The organism is Falsirhodobacter deserti (genome assembly GCF_004015795.1).
GTDB classification, from domain to species: Bacteria; Pseudomonadota; Alphaproteobacteria; order Rhodobacterales; family Rhodobacteraceae; genus Falsirhodobacter; species Falsirhodobacter deserti.
On the sequence record NZ_ML137218.1, the window covers coordinates 2,098,592 to 2,116,862 of the forward strand.

Consider the following 18,271-nt stretch of genomic DNA (forward strand, 5'->3'; position numbering starts at 1 on the left):
ACACTCCTCCTTCTTGACACTGATTCGCTGCCGAAAAATTGCCTTCAAGGTCGGAAGGCTGCTGCTAAATCGCCGCCCCTGCAGACGGCAGTTGCGCAGGACGTTCAGCACCCTGCCGACATGAAGCTTCGCAAATCTGAAAAACCTGCCGAAAAAGCCTTGCCCTCAGCGGACCTGCCACTTCTCCAGTTTCCGGGCCAGCGTGCGGCGATGCATTCCCAGCCGCCGCGCCGTTTCCGAGATGTTGAAATCCGTGGCCACCAGCGTTTCGTGGATGCGCTCCCACTCCAACGTCTTGATGGTTGTGGGCTGGGTTGAGGCGGCAACGCCCGTATCCCCGGCCCCGCGCTGGAAAGCATCAAGGATGTCGTCGGTATTGGACGGCTTGGTCAGGTAATGGCAGGCGCCCAGCTTGATCGCCTCCACTGCCGTGGCGATGCTTGCAAACCCAGTCAGCACGACGATCAGCATCTCCGGATCGTGCCGGTGCAGCTGATCCACGCACACGAGGCCGGAGCCGCCCGCCAGCTTCAGATCCACCACCGCATGGGTCGGGCGATGCTGGGCCAGCACGTCCGGCAGCGCCTCCGGCCCCGAGGCGGTGATGACCTGATACCCCCTTTTTTCCAACGAGCGTTTCAGCGTGGCGGCGAAATCGGCGTCATCTTCCACCAGCAGGATCAGACCTTCAGACATCGTTCCTCCTTAAGGCAAGGGATTCCAGCGGCAGGCGTAATGTCACTTCCGCGCCCCGCGCCCCATTGGCAACCGCTACATCGCCCCCAAGTTTCCTGACGGCGCTGACCGTCAGGAAAAGACCAAGCCCCCGGCCGGGTCGTCCCTTGGTGGACCGATAGGGCCGCCCCACATCGGCCAGCATTTCCGGCGCGAAACCGGGACCGCGATCGTCCACGATCAGGATCAGGTCATCCCCGTCCCGCCGCACCGTCAGCCCGACCCAGTCGGGGGAAACCTCATGTGCGTTGTCCAGAACATTCATCAGCATCTGGGTCAGCGTTTCGTCCAGCACGATCTGCATGTCGTCGCCGAACTCGTTGCGGACCTGCAGGCCGGTGAAGTCACGCAGATCGCTCCAATCCTCGGCCAGTTCGCGGACGAAGCGGTGCACGGTCGTCGGATGGGGCGCTTCGCCCCGAGCCTCGCCCGAGGTCATCAGGATGCCGGTCACGATCGCCTTGCAACGGTCGATCGCCTTCTGCATCGCCGCAATCTCCTCGCGCTGTTCGGGATCGGTGACGGAATGGCGCCAGTCGCCCAGGATGACCGATATGGAGGCGAGCGGGGTGCCAAGTTCATGTGCCGCGCCCGAAGCGAAAAGCCCCATCCGCACGATCTGGTCTTCCTCCAGCGCGCGCTGGTGCAGCTTGGCCAGCCGTTCCGTCCGGTCGCGCAGGTTGACCATCATCCGCGTCATGAAGGCGGCAATCAGCACGCCGTCGACCACCAGCCCGAAGAACATGCCAAGGATATAAAGCGGGAAATGTTCCACCCCTTCGGGCAGCGTCAGGGTATAGTGGAAGGGGATAAGAAGGCTGAACATCACCACGACCAAGCCCACCAGCCCCCATGTCACCGACTGGGGCAGCAGAACGGCCGAAAGCGTGATCTGCAGCAGGTAAAGGATGGTGAAGGGATTGCTGGCCCCGCCGGACAACGCAAGCTGCGTCGTCAGCGCCAGCACATCGACAACCATTTCCGATGCCGTCGCCCATCGCCAGTTACGAAAGCGCGTCCGGCTGAGCAGGTTCATCGTAATCAGAACCGCCAGTACCGCATACATCGGCACCAGCGGCAGATCGATTCCCATCACAAGATGGACGAAGCTGATGGTGGCAATCTGCCCGCCCACCGCCAGCCAGCGCAACTGCACCAGCAGGCTGAGGTTGCGGCCGTCTGTCGCCCGATCCATCAGCCCCGACGGAGACGCCATTCATGCCACCCCACATAGGCTGCCGCTGCGGCAAGACCGAGCGCCAGTGCAAGCCACGTCAGCGCATAGCTGAGGTGATTGTTGTTGAAGCTGATCACGGTCAGCCCGCCGACAGGCGCACCCCCATCGCTGCGTTCGGTATCGATGAAGAAGGGCGCGACATTCTCCAGCCCCTGCTGGGCGGCGATGGCTGCAACGTCCCGTGAATACCAGCGCCCTTCGGCGGGATCGTTGCTGCGCAGGAAGCCGCCACCCGGTTCGGTGATGCGCAAAAGGCCCGTAACCGTCTGCTCCCCCTCGGGGCGGGAATAGCTGTCACGTTCTTCAGGCAGCACGAAACCCCGATTGATCAGGTAGGTGCCGTTCGCGGTTTCCAGCGGCGTCATCACCCAGAACCCGCCGCCAAGGTCGCTGACGGCCTGTGTCAGAACCGTGTGGTCGTTCAGGAAGCGCCCGGTCACGGTCACGCGGCGATATTCGTCATTCTGCCGCGTCACCTTGGCCCATTGGGCGGGTTGCGGCGCGGGCACGGCCTCGGCCGTCACCCGGGACTCGACCCGTTCGATCAGATCCGTCTTCCAGGCCAGCCGTTGCACCTGCCAAATAGCCAAAGACAGCAGCAGGGCGATCCCTGCTGCTGCCAGTATGGCCATGACGGTAAGCGTCAGGGCAGACCGGGGCCGGCGTTCCGTCCCCGACCCTGTCACTGCGGCGATTCCGGATCGCCGCTGCCCATGCCTTCCGGCGCTTCGGCGCCGGTGACAGTCATGTCATGCGCGGGCATCATGTTGGCGTTCATGTTGAACATGACCCAGACGGACCCTGCCACCATGATAAACACCACCACCAGCGTGAACACGGTAGAGGTCAGCGTCCAGCCTTCCTCGGCCGAGGGCGTGACGTGCAGGAAGTAGATCACGTGAACGATGATCTGCGCGACGGCAAAGCCCGTCACGATTAGGATCGTCGCCGTCGGGTTTTCCAGCACCTCTTCCATCACCAGCCAGAACGGGATCACCGTCAGGATGACCGACAGGATGAAGCCGGTCATGTAGGATTTGAACGAGCCGTGCGAATGGTCGTCGCCGTGGTGTGCGTCGTTATGTGCGTGATGAGCCATCAGACCATCCTCACGAGATAGACGAAGGTGAAGACGCCGATCCAGATGACGTCAAGGAAGTGCCAGAACAGGCTCAGGCAGCCCAGACGGCGCTGCATCGCCGATGTCAGGCCGAACTTGCGGACCTGGAACACCAGCGTGAACAGCCAGATCATCCCGAAGGTCACGTGCAGACCGTGCGTGCCGACCAGCAGGAAGAAGGCCGAAAGGAAGGCCGAACGCTGCGGACCTGCGCCGATGTGGATCAGGTGGTGGAATTCGTAAAGCTCGATGCAAAGGAAGGCTGCACCGAACACCGCCGTCACCAGCAGCCAGCCAATCACCTGTTTGCTGTTGTGACGCTGCATCGCCAGCATCGCAAAACCATAGGTGATGGAGGAGAACAGCAGCATGGCCGTGTTCACCGCGATCAGGTCAAGCTCGAACAGCTCTTTCGGGCCGGGCCCGGCGGCATAGGAGCCGCCGAGAACCGCATAGGTCGCAAAAAGGACCGCAAAGATGAGGCAGTCGCTCATCAGGTAGATGTAGAACCCCAGCATGGTGCTGGCGCCCTCGGGGTGATGCGGCTCTTCCGGCAGGTGGAACGCGCCGTCTTTCGGCAAGGTTACATGGCTCATGTCTCAGACCTGCGTTGCAAGCAGCTTGGTGCGGGCGGCTTCCGTTTCTGCCACCTGCTCTGCCGTGATGTAGTAGTCGCGATCGCGGTTGAACGTGTGGTAGATCGCATAGCCGGCCATGGCCACGAAGGACAGGGCAGCAAGCCACCAGATGTACCAGACCAGCGCAAAGCCGCAGACCGTGGACAGGGCGGCAAGGATGATACCCGCTTCCGTGCTTTTGGGCATGTGGATCGGCTGGTAACCGTTCAGCGGACGCTGGTAGTTACGTTGCTTCATGTCGTGCCAGGCATCAACGTCGTAGGCCACAGGCGTGAACGCGAAGTTGTAGCTGGGCGGCGGCGAAGACGTTGCCCATTCCAGCGTACGGCCACCCCACGGATCGCCCGTCACATCGCGCAGCTTGTCGCGCTGCATGATCGACACGGCGATCTGGATGATGAAGGCAAAGATACCCACGGCGATGGTTGCCACACCGATGCCGGCGATGACGAACCAGATCTGAAGGCTCGGATCATCGAACACCCGCAACCGGCGCGTCACGCCCATCAGGCCCAGAACATAAACCGGGGTGAAAGCCAGCCAGAAGCCGATGACCCAGCCCCAGAAGGACACCAGTCCCCAGAACTTGTTCAGGCGGAAGCCGAAGGCTTTCGGGAACCAGTAGTTGATGCCGGCGAACACACCGAACACCACGCCGCCGATGATGACGTTATGGAAGTGCGCGACCAGGAACAGCGAGTTGTGCAGCACGAAGTCTGCCGGAGGCACGGCCAGCAGAACGCCGGTCATCCCGCCGATCACGAAGGTGATCATGAAGGCCACGACCCAGTACATCGGCACCTCGAAACGGATGCGGCCTTTGTACATGGTGAACAGCCAGTTGAAGATCTTCGCACCCGTCGGGATGGAGATGATCATCGTCGTGATCCCGAAGAACGAGTTCACGGACGCGCCCGACCCCATCGTGAAGAAGTGGTGCAGCCACACGAGGTAGGACAGGATCGTGATCACGATGGTTGCATAGACCATCGAGGTATAGCCGAAGAGACGCTTGCCCGAGAATGTCGAGGTGACTTCCGAGAAGACGCCGAACAGCGGCAGGATAAGGATATAGACTTCCGGGTGGCCCCAGATCCAGATGAGGTTGACATACATCATCGGGTTGCCGCCCAGGTCGGCGGTGAAGAAGTTCGTCCCGATATAGCGGTCAAGCGTCAGAAGAACCAGAACAGCCGTCAGCACCGGGAAGGAGGCGATGATCAGGATGTTCGTGCAAAGCGCGGTCCAGCAGAAGATCGGCATCTTCATCATGGTCATGCCGGGGGCACGCATCTTGATGATGGTCACCAGCAGGTTGATGCCCGAAAGCGTGGTACCCACGCCGGCCACCTGAAGACCCCAGATGTAATAATCCACGCCCGTCGATGGCGATGCCCCTATCCCCGACAGTGGCGGGAAGGCCAGCCAGCCGGTTTGCGCATATTCACCGATGAACAGCGACAGCATCGTCAGCACCGCGCCGCCCACCGTCATCCAGAACGAGAAGTTGTTCAGGAAGGGGAAGGCCACGTCGCGCGCGCCGATCTGCAGCGGCATCACGAAGTTCATCAGGCCCGTAACGAACGGCATCGCCACGAAGAAGATCATGATGACGCCATGCGCCGTGAAGATCTGGTCGTAGTGGTGCGAGTTCAGATAGCCTTCGGACCCGTTGAAGGCGATCGCCTGCTGGATCCGCATCATGATCGCATCGGCAAAGCCGCGCATCAGCATGATGAGGCCAAGGATCATGTACATGATCCCGATCTTCTTGTGGTCGATGCTTACGATCCAGTTATGCCACAGCGGCCCCCAGAGCCGGTAGCGGAACATGACGGCCATCAAGGCCAGACCGATCACCACCACGCCTGCGAAAGTCGCGACGAGGATCGGTTCGTGATATGGGATGGCCTCCAGGGTCAGGCGGCCAAAAATGAATTCGGTAAGTGACATGTCGCCTATCCGTCAAAGGGCCTGTGCGCGCGACGGCGCAGTAAGAAGGGTGTATGCCGGCGTAAGGGACGTTCCCGGACGATCCAGCGCGTGGCTGCGCAGGGGGCTCGTGTCCTTGGCCGTGACGATCAGCTGCTCCTCGCCGTACACACGCTCGGAGTCGAGCACGGTGCAGAAGGCATCAACCACGACGGGGGCCGCGCCGAACGGCGTCTTGCCGCGCGTGAAGACCTTCGTCGTCAGTTCCGTCACGTTCATGGTGCCTGCATTGCCGAAGCCGCCAAGCTCGTCCACGGCCATCATCCCGTCCACGCACATGCGGTTCGCCTCGACGCAACGGTTGACGAGCGCGTGCCAAAGGCCGGGCGCGACGGTGCCGAAATAGGTGACGGGCTCGTTTTCCGAAGGCTGCTCAAGCTCGGCATAGGTTTCGCGGGTCAGGTCGGTGCCTTCCTCGCGGACTTTCTGCACCCAACCCTCGAAGTCGGCCGTCTGCATGGCATGCGCTTGGAAGCGCATGTGAGAGAAGCCGTGACCCGAGTAGTGGGAGGAGAAGCCGTCATAGCTGCCTTGGTGGTTCAGCACGCCGTTCAGCTTCGTTTCCATCGCGGGCATGGCATAGATCATGCCGGCCATCGCGGGAATATAGAAGGCGTTCATCACCGATGTCGCCGTGATCGAGAATTCTACCGGACGGTCGACCGGCGTCGCGAATTCGTTGATCGTCGCGATGTTGTATTCGGGATAGATGAACATCCACTTCCAGTCCATCGCCACGACCTCGACCCGAAGGGGAGTGTAATCCTCCTCGATGGGCTTGCCCTCGGCGATCCGGTCAAGCGGACGATAGGGATCAAGCAGATGCGTGCCGACCCAGGTCAGCGCACCCAGTGCGATGATGATCAGAAGCGGCGCGGCCCAGATCACCAGTTCCAGCCGGGTGGAGTGGTGGAATTCCGGATCGTATTCCGCATCCCGATTCGAGGCGCGGTACTTCCACGCGAAGAGACAGATCAGCACGATCACCGGAACGATGATCAGCAGCATCAGCAGGGTGGAAATCACAAGCACGTCGCGCTGCTGGATTGCGATGTCGCCGGCGGGAGCCAGAACAACGGGTTTACAGGCAGCTATGAGTGCAAGAGGCGCCAAAGCGGCGATACGAAAGCTTTTCACGGCGAATCCATTCGTAAAGGTCGGACCTGCGGCCGAGGTGGCGTGAATGTGAGGCCTCCGATAAACCCGAAGCCCGTGCAGCAACATTGGACAATTTGCCCAATCCAAAGTCTACTCTAATACCGGCAGAGAACAAATCGACCAATCGAATGGAGTTGAGCACGTGAGCACCCCTGCATCAACCACGGCGGAGCGGGACGCGCGCCGTCTGCATTCCGACACACATCACGCCCATGAGGCCGATCCGGGCGAAATGTCGATCGGCGTGATCATCGGGCGGGCGGCGGAGTTCTTCGACTTCTTCGTCTTCGCAATCGCCTGCGTGCTTGTCTTTCCGGCACGCCTTTTTCCCTTTGTCGACCCGCTGACGGGAACGCTGTATTCCTTCGCGATCCTCGCGCTTGGTTTTCTTGCGCGCCCCTTCGGCTCGGTCTTCTTCCACTGGGTCGACCGCAACAAGGGCCGCGGCGCCAAGCTGACCTTCGCGATGATGCTGCTGGGCACGTCCACCGTGGCGATGGGCCTGATCCCCACCTATGAAACGCTGGGCGCCTGGGCCCTCATCCTCCTTTGCATCTTCCGCGCCGCTCAGGGCTTTGCGCTCGGCGGCACGTGGGACGGTCTCGCCTCCCTTCTGGCGCTCAGCGCGCCCGAGAACAAGCGCGGCTGGTATGCAATGGTCCCGCAGCTTGGCACACCGATCGCGCTGATCGTGGCGACCGCGCTTTTCGTCTATCTGGTGATGAGCATGTCTGCCACCGACTTCCTTGACTGGGGCTGGCGCTATCCGTTCTTCGTTGCCTTCGCCATCAACGTTGTCGCGCTGTTCGCACGCGTCCGCCTGGTCGCAAGCCCCGATTACGACCACATGTTCAAGTCCAGCGACCTGACCCCCACGGGCATGGGCGAAACGTTGCGCGCCGAAAGCCGCGGCATCCTTCTGGGCGCCTTCACCCCGCTGGCCAGCTTTGCGATGCTGCACATGCTGACGGTTTTCCCGCTGGCCTATGTGTTCCTTTACACCGAAAACAGCCCTGCCGGCTTCCTGACGACGCTTCTCATCGGCTCGTTCGTCGGCCTTGCCGCCACGGCAGCTTCGGGCGTGCTCTCCGACCGGATCGGCCGTCGTAAGCTGCTGATCGGCAGCGCGGTGGGCATTGCGATCTTCGCGATCGTCGGGCCGATCCTGCTCAGCTTCGGTGGCGCAGGCCAGACGCTTTACGTGATGGTGGGCTTCATCCTTGTCGGCCTCAGCTTCGGTCAGGCTTCGGGTGCGGTGGCAGCCAGCTTCAACAAGGGCAACCGTTACACCGCTTCGGCCATCACGTCGGACCTGTCCTGGATCATCGGTGCGGGCCTTGCCCCCTTCGTGGCGCTGTTCCTGACGGCCAGCTTCGGGATCTGGGCGGCAGGCGCCTACCTGCTGTCGGGCGCGATCTGCACGCTGATCGCCCTGCGGATCAACAAGCTCGTATCCAACATGGGCCGCAACTAAGCGGATGGTGGTCCCGCTTCGGCGGGCCCCTGCCCTTACAAAGAAGAAAGGCGGCGCAGATCCTGCGCCGCCCTTTTTCATGTCCGCATCTGCGGGATCTTAATCCCGCAGCAGATAATCCACGATCATCTCGGCGGCGTCTTCCGCTGTCATCGCGGCCGTGTTCACCGTAAGCTCCGGCGCCTGAGGCTCCTCGTAAGGGCTGTCGATACCCGTGAAGTTCTTCAGCTGGCCGGCACGGGCCTTCTTGTACAGGCCCTTCACATCGCGGCTTTCCGCAACATCCAGCGGCGTGTTCACGAACACTTCCACGAATTCCCCCTCGGCCATGAGGTCGCGGACCATCTGGCGCTCGGCGCGGAAGGGGCTGATGAAGGCCGTCAGCACGATCAGGCCGGCATCCGTCATCAGGCGGGCAACCTCGCCCACGCGGCGGATGTTTTCCACCCGGTCGGCATCGGTGAAGCCCAGATCACGGTTCAGCCCGTGGCGCACGTTGTCCCCGTCCAGCAGGAACGAGTGGCGGCCAAGCGAGTGCAGCTTCTTTTCCACCAGGTTCGCGATGGTGGACTTGCCCGACCCCGAAAGGCCGGTAAACCACACAACCCGCGCCTTCTGCCCCTTCTGCGCGGCATGGGCCGTGCGGTCGATGTCCACCGCCTGCCAGTGGATGTTCTGCGAACGGCGCAGCGCGAAGTGAACCAGACCCGCCGCCACGGTGGCATTGGTCATTCGGTCGATCAGGATGAAGCCGCCCATCGTGCGGTCATCCTCGTACCCTTCAAACACCAGCGGCCGGTCGGTAGAGATGTTGCACACCCCGATCGCGTTCAGCTTCAGCGTCCGAGAGGGCAGATGTTCGGCCGTGTTGACGTTCACCTCGTATTTCGGCTCGGTGATCGTGGCGGTCACGGATTGCGTGCCAAGCTGCAGGATATAGGGACGGCCCGGAAGCATCTCGGCCTCGTCCATCCAGATCAGCGTGGTTTCGAACTGGTCGGCAACCTCGGGGGGTGCATCGGCAGCGGCGATGACCGACCCGCGAGAGCAGTCGATCTCGTCGTTGAAGGTGATCGTGACCGCTTGCCCCGCAACCGCCGCATCCAGATCGCCGTCATAGGTGACGATGGACTTCACGGTCGAGGTTTTGCCCGATGGCACAACACGCACCGCATCCCCCGGACGCACCGCACCCGACGAGATGGTGCCCGAAAAGCCGCGGAAATCGAGGTTGGGGCGGTTCACCCACTGCACCGGCATGCGGAACGGGCGTTCCACCGCGCTGCGGTCAGACAGCGGCACCTCTTCCAGATGCGCCATCAGGGTGGGGCCGTAATACCAGTCCATGCCGGTGGAACGGTCCACGATGTTGTCGCCCTTCAGGCCCGAGATCGGGATCGCGGTAAACTCCTTGATGCCGATGGATTTGGCGAAGGCGCGGTATTCTGCCACGATCTCGTCGAAACGGTCCTGGGAATAGCCGACAAGATCCATCTTGTTGACCGCCAGAACCACGTTCGGAATGCCCAGCAGGTTCACGATATAGCTGTGGCGCCGCGTTTGCGTCAGAACGCCCTGACGCGCATCGATCAGGATCACGGCCAGATCGGCGGTGGACGCGCCGGTGACCATGTTGCGCGTGTATTGTTCATGGCCCGGTGTGTCGGCCACGATGAACTTGCGCTTGTCGGTGGCAAAGAAGCGATACGCCACGTCGATAGTGATTCCCTGCTCCCGCTCGGCGGCAAGCCCGTCCACCAGAAGGGCGAAGTCGATATCCTGCCCCTGCGTGCCGATGCTTTTCGATTCCTTCGAAAGCGTGGCAAGCTGGTCTTCGAAGATCATCTTGCTGTCGTACAGCAGGCGGCCGATCAGCGTTGATTTTCCGTCATCCACCGAACCGCAGGTGATGAAGCGCAGCATCGTCTTGTGCTGGTGCTTGGACAGGTAGGCGTCGATATCTTCCGCGATCAGCGCGTCGACCTTGTACTCGTGCGTCTGCTCGGTCATCAGAAGTAGCCTTCCTGCTTTTTCTTTTCCATCGAGGCGGCGCTGTCATGGTCGATCGCGCGGCCCTGCCGTTCGGAGGTGGTGGTCAGCAGCATTTCCTGAATCACCTCGGACAGCGTTGCCGCCGTCGATTCGACCGCGCCCGTCAGGGGATAGCAGCCCAGCGTGCGGAACCGGATGGAACGCATCTGCGGCTCCTCTCCTTCACGCAGCGGGAAACGGTCGTCATCGACCATGATCAGCAGACCGTCGCGTTCCACCACGGGGCGCGGAGCCGAGAAATACAGCGGGACGATCTCGATCCCTTCCAGCTGGATGTATTGCCAGATGTCCAGTTCCGTCCAGTTCGACAGCGGGAAGACGCGGATCGACTCGCCCTTGGCCTTGCGCGCGTTGTACTGGCTCCACAATTCGGGGCGCTGGTTCTTGGGATCCCAGCGATGGTTGGCGCTGCGGAACGAAAAGACACGTTCCTTCGCGCGCGACTTTTCCTCGTCGCGGCGCGCGCCGCCGAAGGCCGCATCGAAACCGTAAAGGCTCAGCGCCTGCTTCAGACCGTCGGTCTTCCACATGTCCGTATGAAGCGAGCCGTGATCGAAGGGGTTGATGCCCTTTTCCTGCGCCTCGGGGTTGTGATGCACCAAAAGCTGCATTCCCGCATCTGCGGCCGCCTTGTCGCGCAGCTTGTACATCTCGCGGAACTTCCAGGTGGTGTCCACGTGCAGCAGCGGGAAAGGCGGGGGCGAGGGGTAGAATGCCTTCTTGGCCAGATGCAGCATGCAAGCCGAATCCTTGCCGACCGAATACAGCATCACCGGATTGGACGCGGTCGAGACGACCTCGCGCATGATCTGGATGCTCTCGGCCTCAAGCCGCTGAAGGTGTGTCAGTTGCCGGTCATCGAGTGCCATGGTCGCCTTCTGCTACGTTGGATGCCCCGTTGGGGGTATCCTTGTCATGCCGTGCGCTCAAGGCAACCGAAAGATGGTCCGGCGGAAAAAATCACTGATCTTTTACGGCTATGCGCCGAAGAACGCTTATGCATGATGTGCATGATCCGGCGGAACGGCGTTCCTCAGCCTTCGGCGATGGCCGCAAGAAAGGCGGGGCCGAAACGTTCCAGCTTGGCCGCGCCAAGGTTTCCAGCGCGATCCAGATCGGACAGGCTGGCCGGACGCGCCTCTGCAATCCGGCGCAGGGCGGTGGTGGACAGGCTCATCGGCTTGCCCGTGCCCCCCTCCCCCCGCATCAGGCGCAGGTGGATTTCCGACAACCGATCGTAAAGCGCCCCGGCATCCCGCCCCGCCAGCCGACGGCGCTGCGGATGCATCGGCTCCACCGCGCCGTTGATCACCTGAAGGAACGCATCGCCATAGCTTTCCAGCTTGCGGGAACCGACGCCGCCGATGCGCGCCATTTCGTCAAGGCTGGATGGGCGCGTTTCCGCCATCTCGGCCAGCGTCCGGTCGGTGAAGATAACATAGGCGGGCACGTTCTGCGCCTCGGCCAGTGCACGGCGCTTGGCCTTCAACGCCGACATCAGGGGCGCAGCCTCGTCGCTGACCAGCGTCTTGGCCACGGTTCGGGTCACGGCCTTGTCCACGGTATCGCGGCGCAAGGTTATGGGCTGTTCGCCCTTCAGGATGGGCAGCGCATCATCGGTCATCCGCAAGGCGCCGTGGCGTTCTGGATCGGGGCGTACCAGATCGCGCCCCATCATCTGGCGGAACACCGCTCCCCATGCAGGCTTCGACAGATCGCGCCCGACGGCAAAGGTGGGCAGATCGTCATGCCCGCGCTGACGAACCTTGTCCGTGCGATTCCCGGTCAGGATATCGATCAGGTGGCCGGTTCCGAACCATTCGCCCGTGCGCAGGATGGCCGAAAGCGCCTTTCGCACGGCCTCGGTCGCATCGAACAGTTCCGCCGGACGGTCGCAAAGATCGCAATTGCCGCACGGCTCCGACTCCTCGCCGAAATAGTGCAGCAGCACCTGTCTGCGGCAGCCAACCGATTCGGCAAGGCCAAGCAGCGCGTTCAGCCGCGCATGATCGGCCGTGCGACGCTCGGGCGGGGCGGCACTTTCGTCGATCTGGCTGCGGCGCAGGCGGATGTCGTCGGGCCCGTAAAGCGTCAGGGTTTCGGCAGGGGCGCCATCACGGCCGGCGCGGCCGATTTCCTGGTAATACCCCTCGATCGTCTTGGGCAGATCGGCATGGGCAACCCAGCGGATGTCCGGCTTGTCGATCCCCATGCCGAAAGCCACGGTTGCCACGACGATCAGCCCGTCCTCCCTCTGGAAACGGGTTTCGACCATCCGCCGTTCGTCGGGATCCATGCCGCCATGGTAGTGGCAGGTCGGGTGCCCCGCCTCGGCCAAGGCGCGGGCCAGCGTCTCCGTCTTGGCGCGGGTGGCGGCATAGACAATGCCGGACAGGCCCTTGCGACGGCTGGCCCAGTCAAGGATCTGCTTGCGCGGGCTGTCCTTGACGGCAAAGGCCAGGTGAATGTTCGGGCGATCAAAGCCCCGCAGGAACGTCGCGGGTTGTTCGCCGCCGAACAGCCGCTCCACGATCTCGGCCTGCGTTTCGGCATCGGCGGTTGCCGTGAAGGCGGCCAGCGGCACGTCCAGAGCCCGCCGCAACCCGCCGATGCGCAGGTAATCGGGGCGGAAGTCGTGCCCCCACTGGCTGACGCAATGCGCCTCGTCCACCGCGATCAGGCCGACGCCGATGCGCCGCAGCATCGATTCCGCAACGGCCAGACGTTCGGGTGCCATGTAAAGCAGCTTCAGCTGTCCCTGATCCAGCTTGGTGAAGACTTCCTCATTCTCCGCCTCGGTATTGGCCGAGGTAAGCGCACCCGCTTCCACCCCCACCTCGCGCAGGGATCGCACCTGATCGCGCATCAACGCAATCAAAGGAGAGATGACGACCGTCACCCCGTCGCGGCACAGCGCCGGAAGCTGATAGCACAGCGATTTGCCCCCGCCCGTCGGCATGATCGCAAGCGTGTTGCGGCCTGCGGTCACGGCCTCCACGATCTCGGCCTGGCCAAGACGGAAGTCGTCAAAGCCGAAAACCTCGCGCAGAAGGGTCTGGGGCGCCTGCATCAGTAGAAGGAAGCCGCGTTGTTCAAGATCACGATCCGCAGCGCGTAAACGGCCAGCAGCGCGACCAGCGGCGCAAGATCCAGCCCGCCCATCTGCGGCAGGATGCGGCGAATGCGGCCATAGACAGGTTCCAGCAGGCGGTTCAGGCCTTCCCAGATCTGGTAAACGACCGGCTGGCGCAGGTTCAGAACACCAAAGTTGATCAGCCAGCTCATGATGACATGGGCAAGGATCACGAACTGCACGACGTTGAGGATCAGAAGAATGATCTGAAGCAGGGAAACCATGGTTCGTTCCATCAAGGAGAATTGCCGGCTCAGACCTAAGCAATCATGCGCCCCGGCACAACTGCCGACCGCCCTTGCCACGCTGCGTCCTTTCGCGCTTCATGCCGCCAAACCGGGGACCCATCATGCGCAGAACCATTCGCGGCTGGTATTTCTTCGACTGGGCCAGCCAGCCCTATGCGACATTGCTGACCACCTTCATCTTCGCACCCTATATGGCGCGGATCATGGGCGATGGCACCGCGGCGCAAACCGTCTGGGGCTATGGGCTGGCGGTGACGGGGGTGCTGATCGCCATCGGCGCGCCGCTGGCCGGTGCCGTGGCGGACCGCGCCGGCGGACACATGCGGTTCATCATCCTCTTTTCGGGAATGTATGTTGCGGGGGCCTGGGGCCTTTGGTGGGCCGAGCCGGACGAGCCGCGCGTTCTTTGGACCATCTTCTGCTTCGGACTGGGGCTTGTGGGCATGGAATATGCCACCACCTTCACGAACGCGCTGATGCCGCAGCTTGCCCCGCGGGCAGAACTGGGGCGCATCTCGGGCTCGGGCTGGGCGTTCGGATATGTCGGCGGGGTGCTGGCGTTGGTCCTGATGCTGCTGTTCTTTCAGGAAGGAACGGAAGGCACGACGCTGATCGGCCTGCCCCCCGCCTTCGGTCTTGATCCCGCGCAGGCAGAAGGCACGCGCGCCGTCGGTCCATTCACCGCGATCTGGTATCTGCTGTTCATGATCCCGTTCTTCGCCTTTGTCCGCCTTCCGGCAGGGCGCGGGCAGCCGATCCGCAGCGCCCTGCGCCACGCGGTGCCCGACCTGATGGCCAGCCTGCGCCGCCTGATGCGCGACAGGCCGCTTGGTGGGTTCCTCGCGGCCTCCATGCTGTATCGCGACGCGCTGAACGGAATCTATGCCTTTGGAGGCATCTATGCTGCCGGGGTGCTGGGCTGGCAGGTTCAGGATGTGGGGCTGTTCGGCATTCTTGCCGCCATAACGGGGGCCGCCGGCGCATGGATCGGCGGGCGTGCGGACAGGCGCTTCGGCCCGCGTCCCGTGATCATCCTTTGCCTGATCACGCTGACGCTGGCGGCGCTGACAGTTGCAGGCATTGCGCCCGATGCGATCTTCGGCCTTCGGGTGGCACCCTCCCTGCCCCATATTGCGTTCTATGCAACCGGTGCCTTGATCGGGGCCGCGGGCGGCGCGCTTCAGGCGGCCAGCCGGACGCTTCTGATCCATCGCGCCGAACCTTCACGCATCACCGAGGCGTTCGGCCTTTACGCACTGTCGGGCAAGGCCACCGCCTTTCTTGCCCCGCTGCTGATCGGCATCGCCACCCAGATCAGCGGATCGCAGCGCATCGGGGTGCTGCCTGTCATCGCGCTGTTCCTTGTCGGGCTGGCAGTGCTATGTTGGGCACGACCGAAAGACGGAAGCGCTTCATGATCCGACCTGCCCTTGCGGCGCTTTGCGTTGCCCTTGCGCTGCCGGCGCAGGCCCAGATGCCTGCCGCGCAGCAGTTCGGCGCGGTCGGCACCCCCACCTCCGGCAGGGCCGAGGCGATCGGATTCTACAGCCGCGGCTGCGCCACGGGCATGGTGCGCCTGCCCGAAAGCGGACCCACATGGCAGGCGATGCGCCTTTCGCGCAACCGCAACTGGGGCCATCCCGAAACAGTGAAGTTCCTGCAACAGCTTTCGGCAGCGGCCACGCAGGTCGGCTGGCGCGGGCTTTATATCGGCGATATCGCCCAGCCGCGCGGCGGGCCGACCCCTTCGGGCCATGCCAGCCACCAGACAGGGCTTGATGCCGATATCTGGCTGATGCCGCCCCCCAGCCTTTCGCTGAACGCAACGGAAAGAGAGCGGCTGGATTTCGCCCCCGTGACCACGGGCACCCGCGTGAACTCCCGCTGGACGCCGGCGCATCATGCGCTTTTGCGCGCAGCCGCATCCGATCCGCGCGTGGACCGCATCTTCGTCGCCGCGCCCATCAAGATCGCGATGTGCCGCGGCGCCACCGCGACCGACACGCCGTGGCTGCAAAAGATCCGTCCGGCGGCAGGGCATGACGCACACGCCCATATCCGCCTGAAATGCCCTGCCGGATCGCGGTTCTGCACGCCGCAGGAACCGACAGTGGCCCAGCTTTCAAAAGGCGGCAGCGGCTGCGATGCCACGCTGCAAAGCTGGATCGAACCGCAAGACCCCGCGCCCGCCGCACCCGCCCGGACGCATCCCCGCCAGTACATGCTTGCCGACCTTCCTGCCCAATGCTCCGACGTCTTGCGCGCGCGCTGACCGCGGCTCCCCTGGCGCTGGTGCTGGCCGCCCTTGCCTCGTGGCAGCTTCCGGCTGGCGGGCATCATGCCGCAACCTTCCAATGGCGCGATGACGATCCGCGGTTCGGCGGGTTTTCCGGCCTTCGGCTGTCAGAGGACGGGCGCAGCTTCACCGCCATAACCGACAAGGGCAACTGGCTGACAGGCACGATCCGGCGTGACGGGCCGCACATCACCGATATCACGGCCACACCCCTATCCCCCCTGCGCAATCAGAAGGGCCAGCCGGTGGCGGTGGACGAATCCGACAGCGAGGGGCTGGAACTGGCACCGGACGGCACCGCCTTTGTCAGCTTCGAACAGCATATCGGGATCCGCCGCTATGCCGATCTGGACGGCCCGGCCGTGCAGATGCCGAACAAGCCCTTCGCCCGCATCGCCTTCAATGCAGGGCTGGAGGCGGTGGCGCTGGATGGGGCGGACCTGATCACCATCCCCGAAACGCCGCGCGACGGCGCATTCAACGTCTGGCGCCTGACGGATGACTGGCGCCGCGATTTCCAGATCCCTGCACGCGGTATTTTCCGCGTTGCCGATGCCGATGTTTTCGAAGGCCACCTTTATATCCTAGAGCGGGCCTTCCTTGGCATCGCCTTTTCCAGTCGCGTACGCCGCTTCGACATGCAAGGCGGGAACGAGGTGACGCTTCTGACCTCCCGCCCCGGAAAGTTCGACAATCTGGAAGGGCTTTCCGTCTGGCGCGACGGGGGCGACACGGTGCTGACCATGATTTCGGACGACAACTTCATGCCGTTCGAACGGACAGAGATCGTGGAATACCGCTTCCCCGACTGATCCTTTTGCGCTATACGCGCTGCCCTCAGGTTCCTCCGCCACCCTGCCAAAACGGATCATCCATGACGCGCGCACATCTTCCCTTCATCCTTGCGATGGCCGCAACGGTCGTCGCTTCGAACATCCTCGTGCAGGTCCGCTTCGGCGACTGGCTGACATGGGGAGCCTTCACCTATCCGCTGGCCTTTCTTGCCAATGACATCACCAACCGCATCTATGGCGCTCGTGCCGCGCGGCAGGTCGTGATCGCGGGCTTCGTCACCGGCCTTGCCTGCTCGCTCGTCGGAACGCAGATCCCGGGGGAGTTTGGCCCCCTTGTCACCTTCCGCGTGGCGCTTGCCTCTGCCGCGGCGTTTCTTGTGTCGCAGCTTCTGGACGTGTTCGTGTTCGACCGGCTGCGCGGTGCTGCATGGTGGCGCGCGCCTGCCGCCTCCACCCTGCTGGGCGCTTCGCTGGATACGGCCCTGTTCTTCAGTATCGCCTTTTCGGGCTGGCTGGTCTTCCTGAACCCGGCCGAAGATGTGGCATGGGCGAATGAAGGCGTGCCGCTGCTTGGAAGCGGGCCTGTGATGGCGCTTTGGATCTCGCTCGCCGCAGCCGACTGGTGCGTAAAAATCGGGCTGGCAATCGTTGCCCTTCTGCCATTCCGCCTGATCGTCAGGCGGATGACAGCATCTGTTGCGTGATGGGCGTTGACATCCACCACATCCGTGCCAACCTCCACTGTATCGGCAACACATTTGAAAGGAGGTGATCCAGTGTCTAGAGTGATATTGGAGAGAGGTGTCGGGACAGTCGGGAGGATCGACGGCTAAGGGCAGCCCCTTGGCGGAAGACCAACTGATTGGGATGATTCCTAACTGGCTCATCTCCTTGGATCTCGGAAAGGGTCGTCGGCCGTGGCGGCCCTTTCTCTATGAAATCATGCTGAACATAAACGAAACCATCACCATCGCCGACTGGGAACTGACGGAAAGCTTCATCCGCGCCTCCGGCCCCGGCGGGCAGAATGTCAACAAGGTCGCCACCGCGGTGGAGCTTCGCTTCGAGGCAGAGCGTTCGCCCAATCTCGCAGGGCCGGTGAAGACGCGGCTGAAGCGACTTGCGGGCCGCCGCTGGACGCAGGACGGCGCGCTGATTCTTCAGGTCGATGAAACCCGCAGCCAAGCGCGCAACCGCGAAATCGCGCGGGAGCGGCTGGCCGAACTGATCCGCAAGGCACTTGTCGCGCCCAAACGTCGCATCCCCACAAAGCCCACTCTTGGCAGCCAGCGCCGCCGCCTTGCCGCCAAGGCCAACCGGTCGCAGATCAAGGCCGGACGCGGCACGATCACCGATACCGACTGACGCCGGCATCGCAGCCGAAGGGCTGCGCG

General features: G+C 62.9%; 17 protein-coding genes. 6 read left to right on the forward strand and 11 right to left on the reverse strand.

Annotated elements, in window-relative coordinates:
* Positions 1-165: 165 nt before the first annotated feature.
* From JX25_RS10640 to cyoA, 7 genes are read right to left on the reverse strand one after another with little or no spacing between them, the layout of a single operon-like run.
* Positions 166-696 carry a response regulator transcription factor gene (locus JX25_RS10640; RefSeq protein ID WP_128254955.1) on the reverse strand — a complete coding sequence of 177 codons (531 nt, stop codon included), beginning with the start codon at positions 694-696 and terminating at the stop codon, positions 166-168.
* Complete coding sequence (locus tag JX25_RS10645; protein WP_128254956.1) at positions 689-1,951, reverse strand: ATP-binding protein; 1,263 nt, start codon at positions 1,949-1,951, stop codon at positions 689-691. Before JX25_RS10645 ends, JX25_RS10640 begins: the two co-directional genes overlap by 8 nt.
* Positions 1,930-2,604, reverse strand: a complete 675-nt coding sequence (locus JX25_RS10650; RefSeq protein WP_128254957.1) for an SURF1 family protein — start codon at positions 2,602-2,604, stop codon at positions 1,930-1,932. Before JX25_RS10650 ends, JX25_RS10645 begins: the two co-directional genes overlap by 22 nt.
* Positions 2,605-2,654: 50 nt before the next feature.
* A complete protein-coding gene (gene cyoD, locus JX25_RS10655; RefSeq protein WP_128254958.1) occupies positions 2,655-3,071 on the reverse strand; it encodes a cytochrome o ubiquinol oxidase subunit IV in 417 nt (138 codons plus the stop codon).
* Positions 3,071-3,688, reverse strand: a complete 618-nt coding sequence (gene cyoC / locus JX25_RS10660) for a cytochrome o ubiquinol oxidase subunit III (RefSeq protein ID WP_128254959.1) — start codon at positions 3,686-3,688, stop codon at positions 3,071-3,073. The genes cyoD and cyoC overlap by 1 nt, the downstream gene beginning before the upstream one ends.
* A 3-nt stretch (positions 3,689-3,691) precedes the next feature.
* Positions 3,692-5,683, reverse strand: coding sequence for a cytochrome o ubiquinol oxidase subunit I (gene cyoB / locus JX25_RS10665; RefSeq protein ID WP_128254960.1), 1,992 nt, complete (start codon positions 5,681-5,683; stop codon positions 3,692-3,694).
* A gap of 12 nt (positions 5,684-5,695) precedes the next feature.
* A complete protein-coding gene (gene cyoA, locus JX25_RS10670; protein ID WP_241557909.1) occupies positions 5,696-6,859 on the reverse strand; it encodes a ubiquinol oxidase subunit II in 1,164 nt (387 codons plus the stop codon).
* 163 nt (positions 6,860-7,022) lie between these two features.
* On the opposite strand from cyoA, the gene JX25_RS10675 reads away from it, so the two are divergent.
* Positions 7,023-8,354: an MFS transporter gene (locus JX25_RS10675; RefSeq protein WP_241557910.1), complete on the forward strand. Its 1,332-nt coding sequence runs from the start codon at positions 7,023-7,025 to the stop codon at positions 8,352-8,354.
* Positions 8,355-8,453: 99 nt separating this feature from the next.
* Here JX25_RS10675 and cysN read toward each other — a convergent pair whose 3' ends face one another.
* The 4 genes from cysN to JX25_RS10695 form a co-directional block, all read right to left on the reverse strand.
* Positions 8,454-10,364, reverse strand: coding sequence for a sulfate adenylyltransferase subunit CysN (gene cysN / locus JX25_RS10680; protein WP_128254962.1), 1,911 nt, complete (start codon positions 10,362-10,364; stop codon positions 8,454-8,456).
* On the reverse strand, positions 10,364-11,275 hold the full coding sequence (gene cysD, locus JX25_RS10685) for a sulfate adenylyltransferase subunit CysD (RefSeq protein ID WP_128254963.1): 912 nt from the start codon (positions 11,273-11,275) through the stop codon (positions 10,364-10,366). Before cysD ends, cysN begins: the two co-directional genes overlap by 1 nt.
* 164 nt (positions 11,276-11,439) lie before the next feature.
* Entirely contained in the window at positions 11,440-13,476 is a 2,037-nt protein-coding gene (gene recQ, locus JX25_RS10690; protein WP_128254964.1) for a DNA helicase RecQ, read from the reverse strand.
* On the reverse strand, positions 13,476-13,763 hold the full coding sequence (locus JX25_RS10695; protein ID WP_128254965.1) for a YggT family protein: 288 nt from the start codon (positions 13,761-13,763) through the stop codon (positions 13,476-13,478). Before JX25_RS10695 ends, recQ begins: the two co-directional genes overlap by 1 nt.
* A 125-nt stretch (positions 13,764-13,888) precedes the next feature.
* On the opposite strand from JX25_RS10695, the gene JX25_RS10700 reads away from it, so the two are divergent.
* From JX25_RS10700 to arfB, 5 genes are all read left to right on the forward strand, one after another.
* On the forward strand, positions 13,889-15,205 hold the full coding sequence (locus tag JX25_RS10700) for an MFS transporter (RefSeq protein WP_128254966.1): 1,317 nt from the start codon (positions 13,889-13,891) through the stop codon (positions 15,203-15,205).
* Entirely contained in the window at positions 15,202-16,059 is an 858-nt protein-coding gene (gene mepA / locus JX25_RS10705) for a penicillin-insensitive murein endopeptidase (protein WP_128254967.1), read from the forward strand. Before JX25_RS10700 ends, mepA begins: the two co-directional genes overlap by 4 nt.
* Complete coding sequence (locus JX25_RS10710) at positions 16,032-16,895, forward strand: esterase-like activity of phytase family protein (protein WP_128254968.1); 864 nt, start codon at positions 16,032-16,034, stop codon at positions 16,893-16,895. Before mepA ends, JX25_RS10710 begins: the two co-directional genes overlap by 28 nt.
* Before the next feature lie 62 nt (positions 16,896-16,957).
* The gene (locus JX25_RS10715; RefSeq protein ID WP_128254969.1) at positions 16,958-17,581 is read left to right on the forward strand and encodes a queuosine precursor transporter; all 624 of its coding nucleotides are present in this window, start codon (positions 16,958-16,960) and stop codon (positions 17,579-17,581) included.
* 238 nt (positions 17,582-17,819) lie between these two features.
* The gene (gene arfB / locus JX25_RS10720) at positions 17,820-18,242 is read left to right on the forward strand and encodes an alternative ribosome rescue aminoacyl-tRNA hydrolase ArfB (protein WP_128254970.1); all 423 of its coding nucleotides are present in this window, start codon (positions 17,820-17,822) and stop codon (positions 18,240-18,242) included.
* The last annotated feature ends 29 nt before the right edge of the window (positions 18,243-18,271 follow it).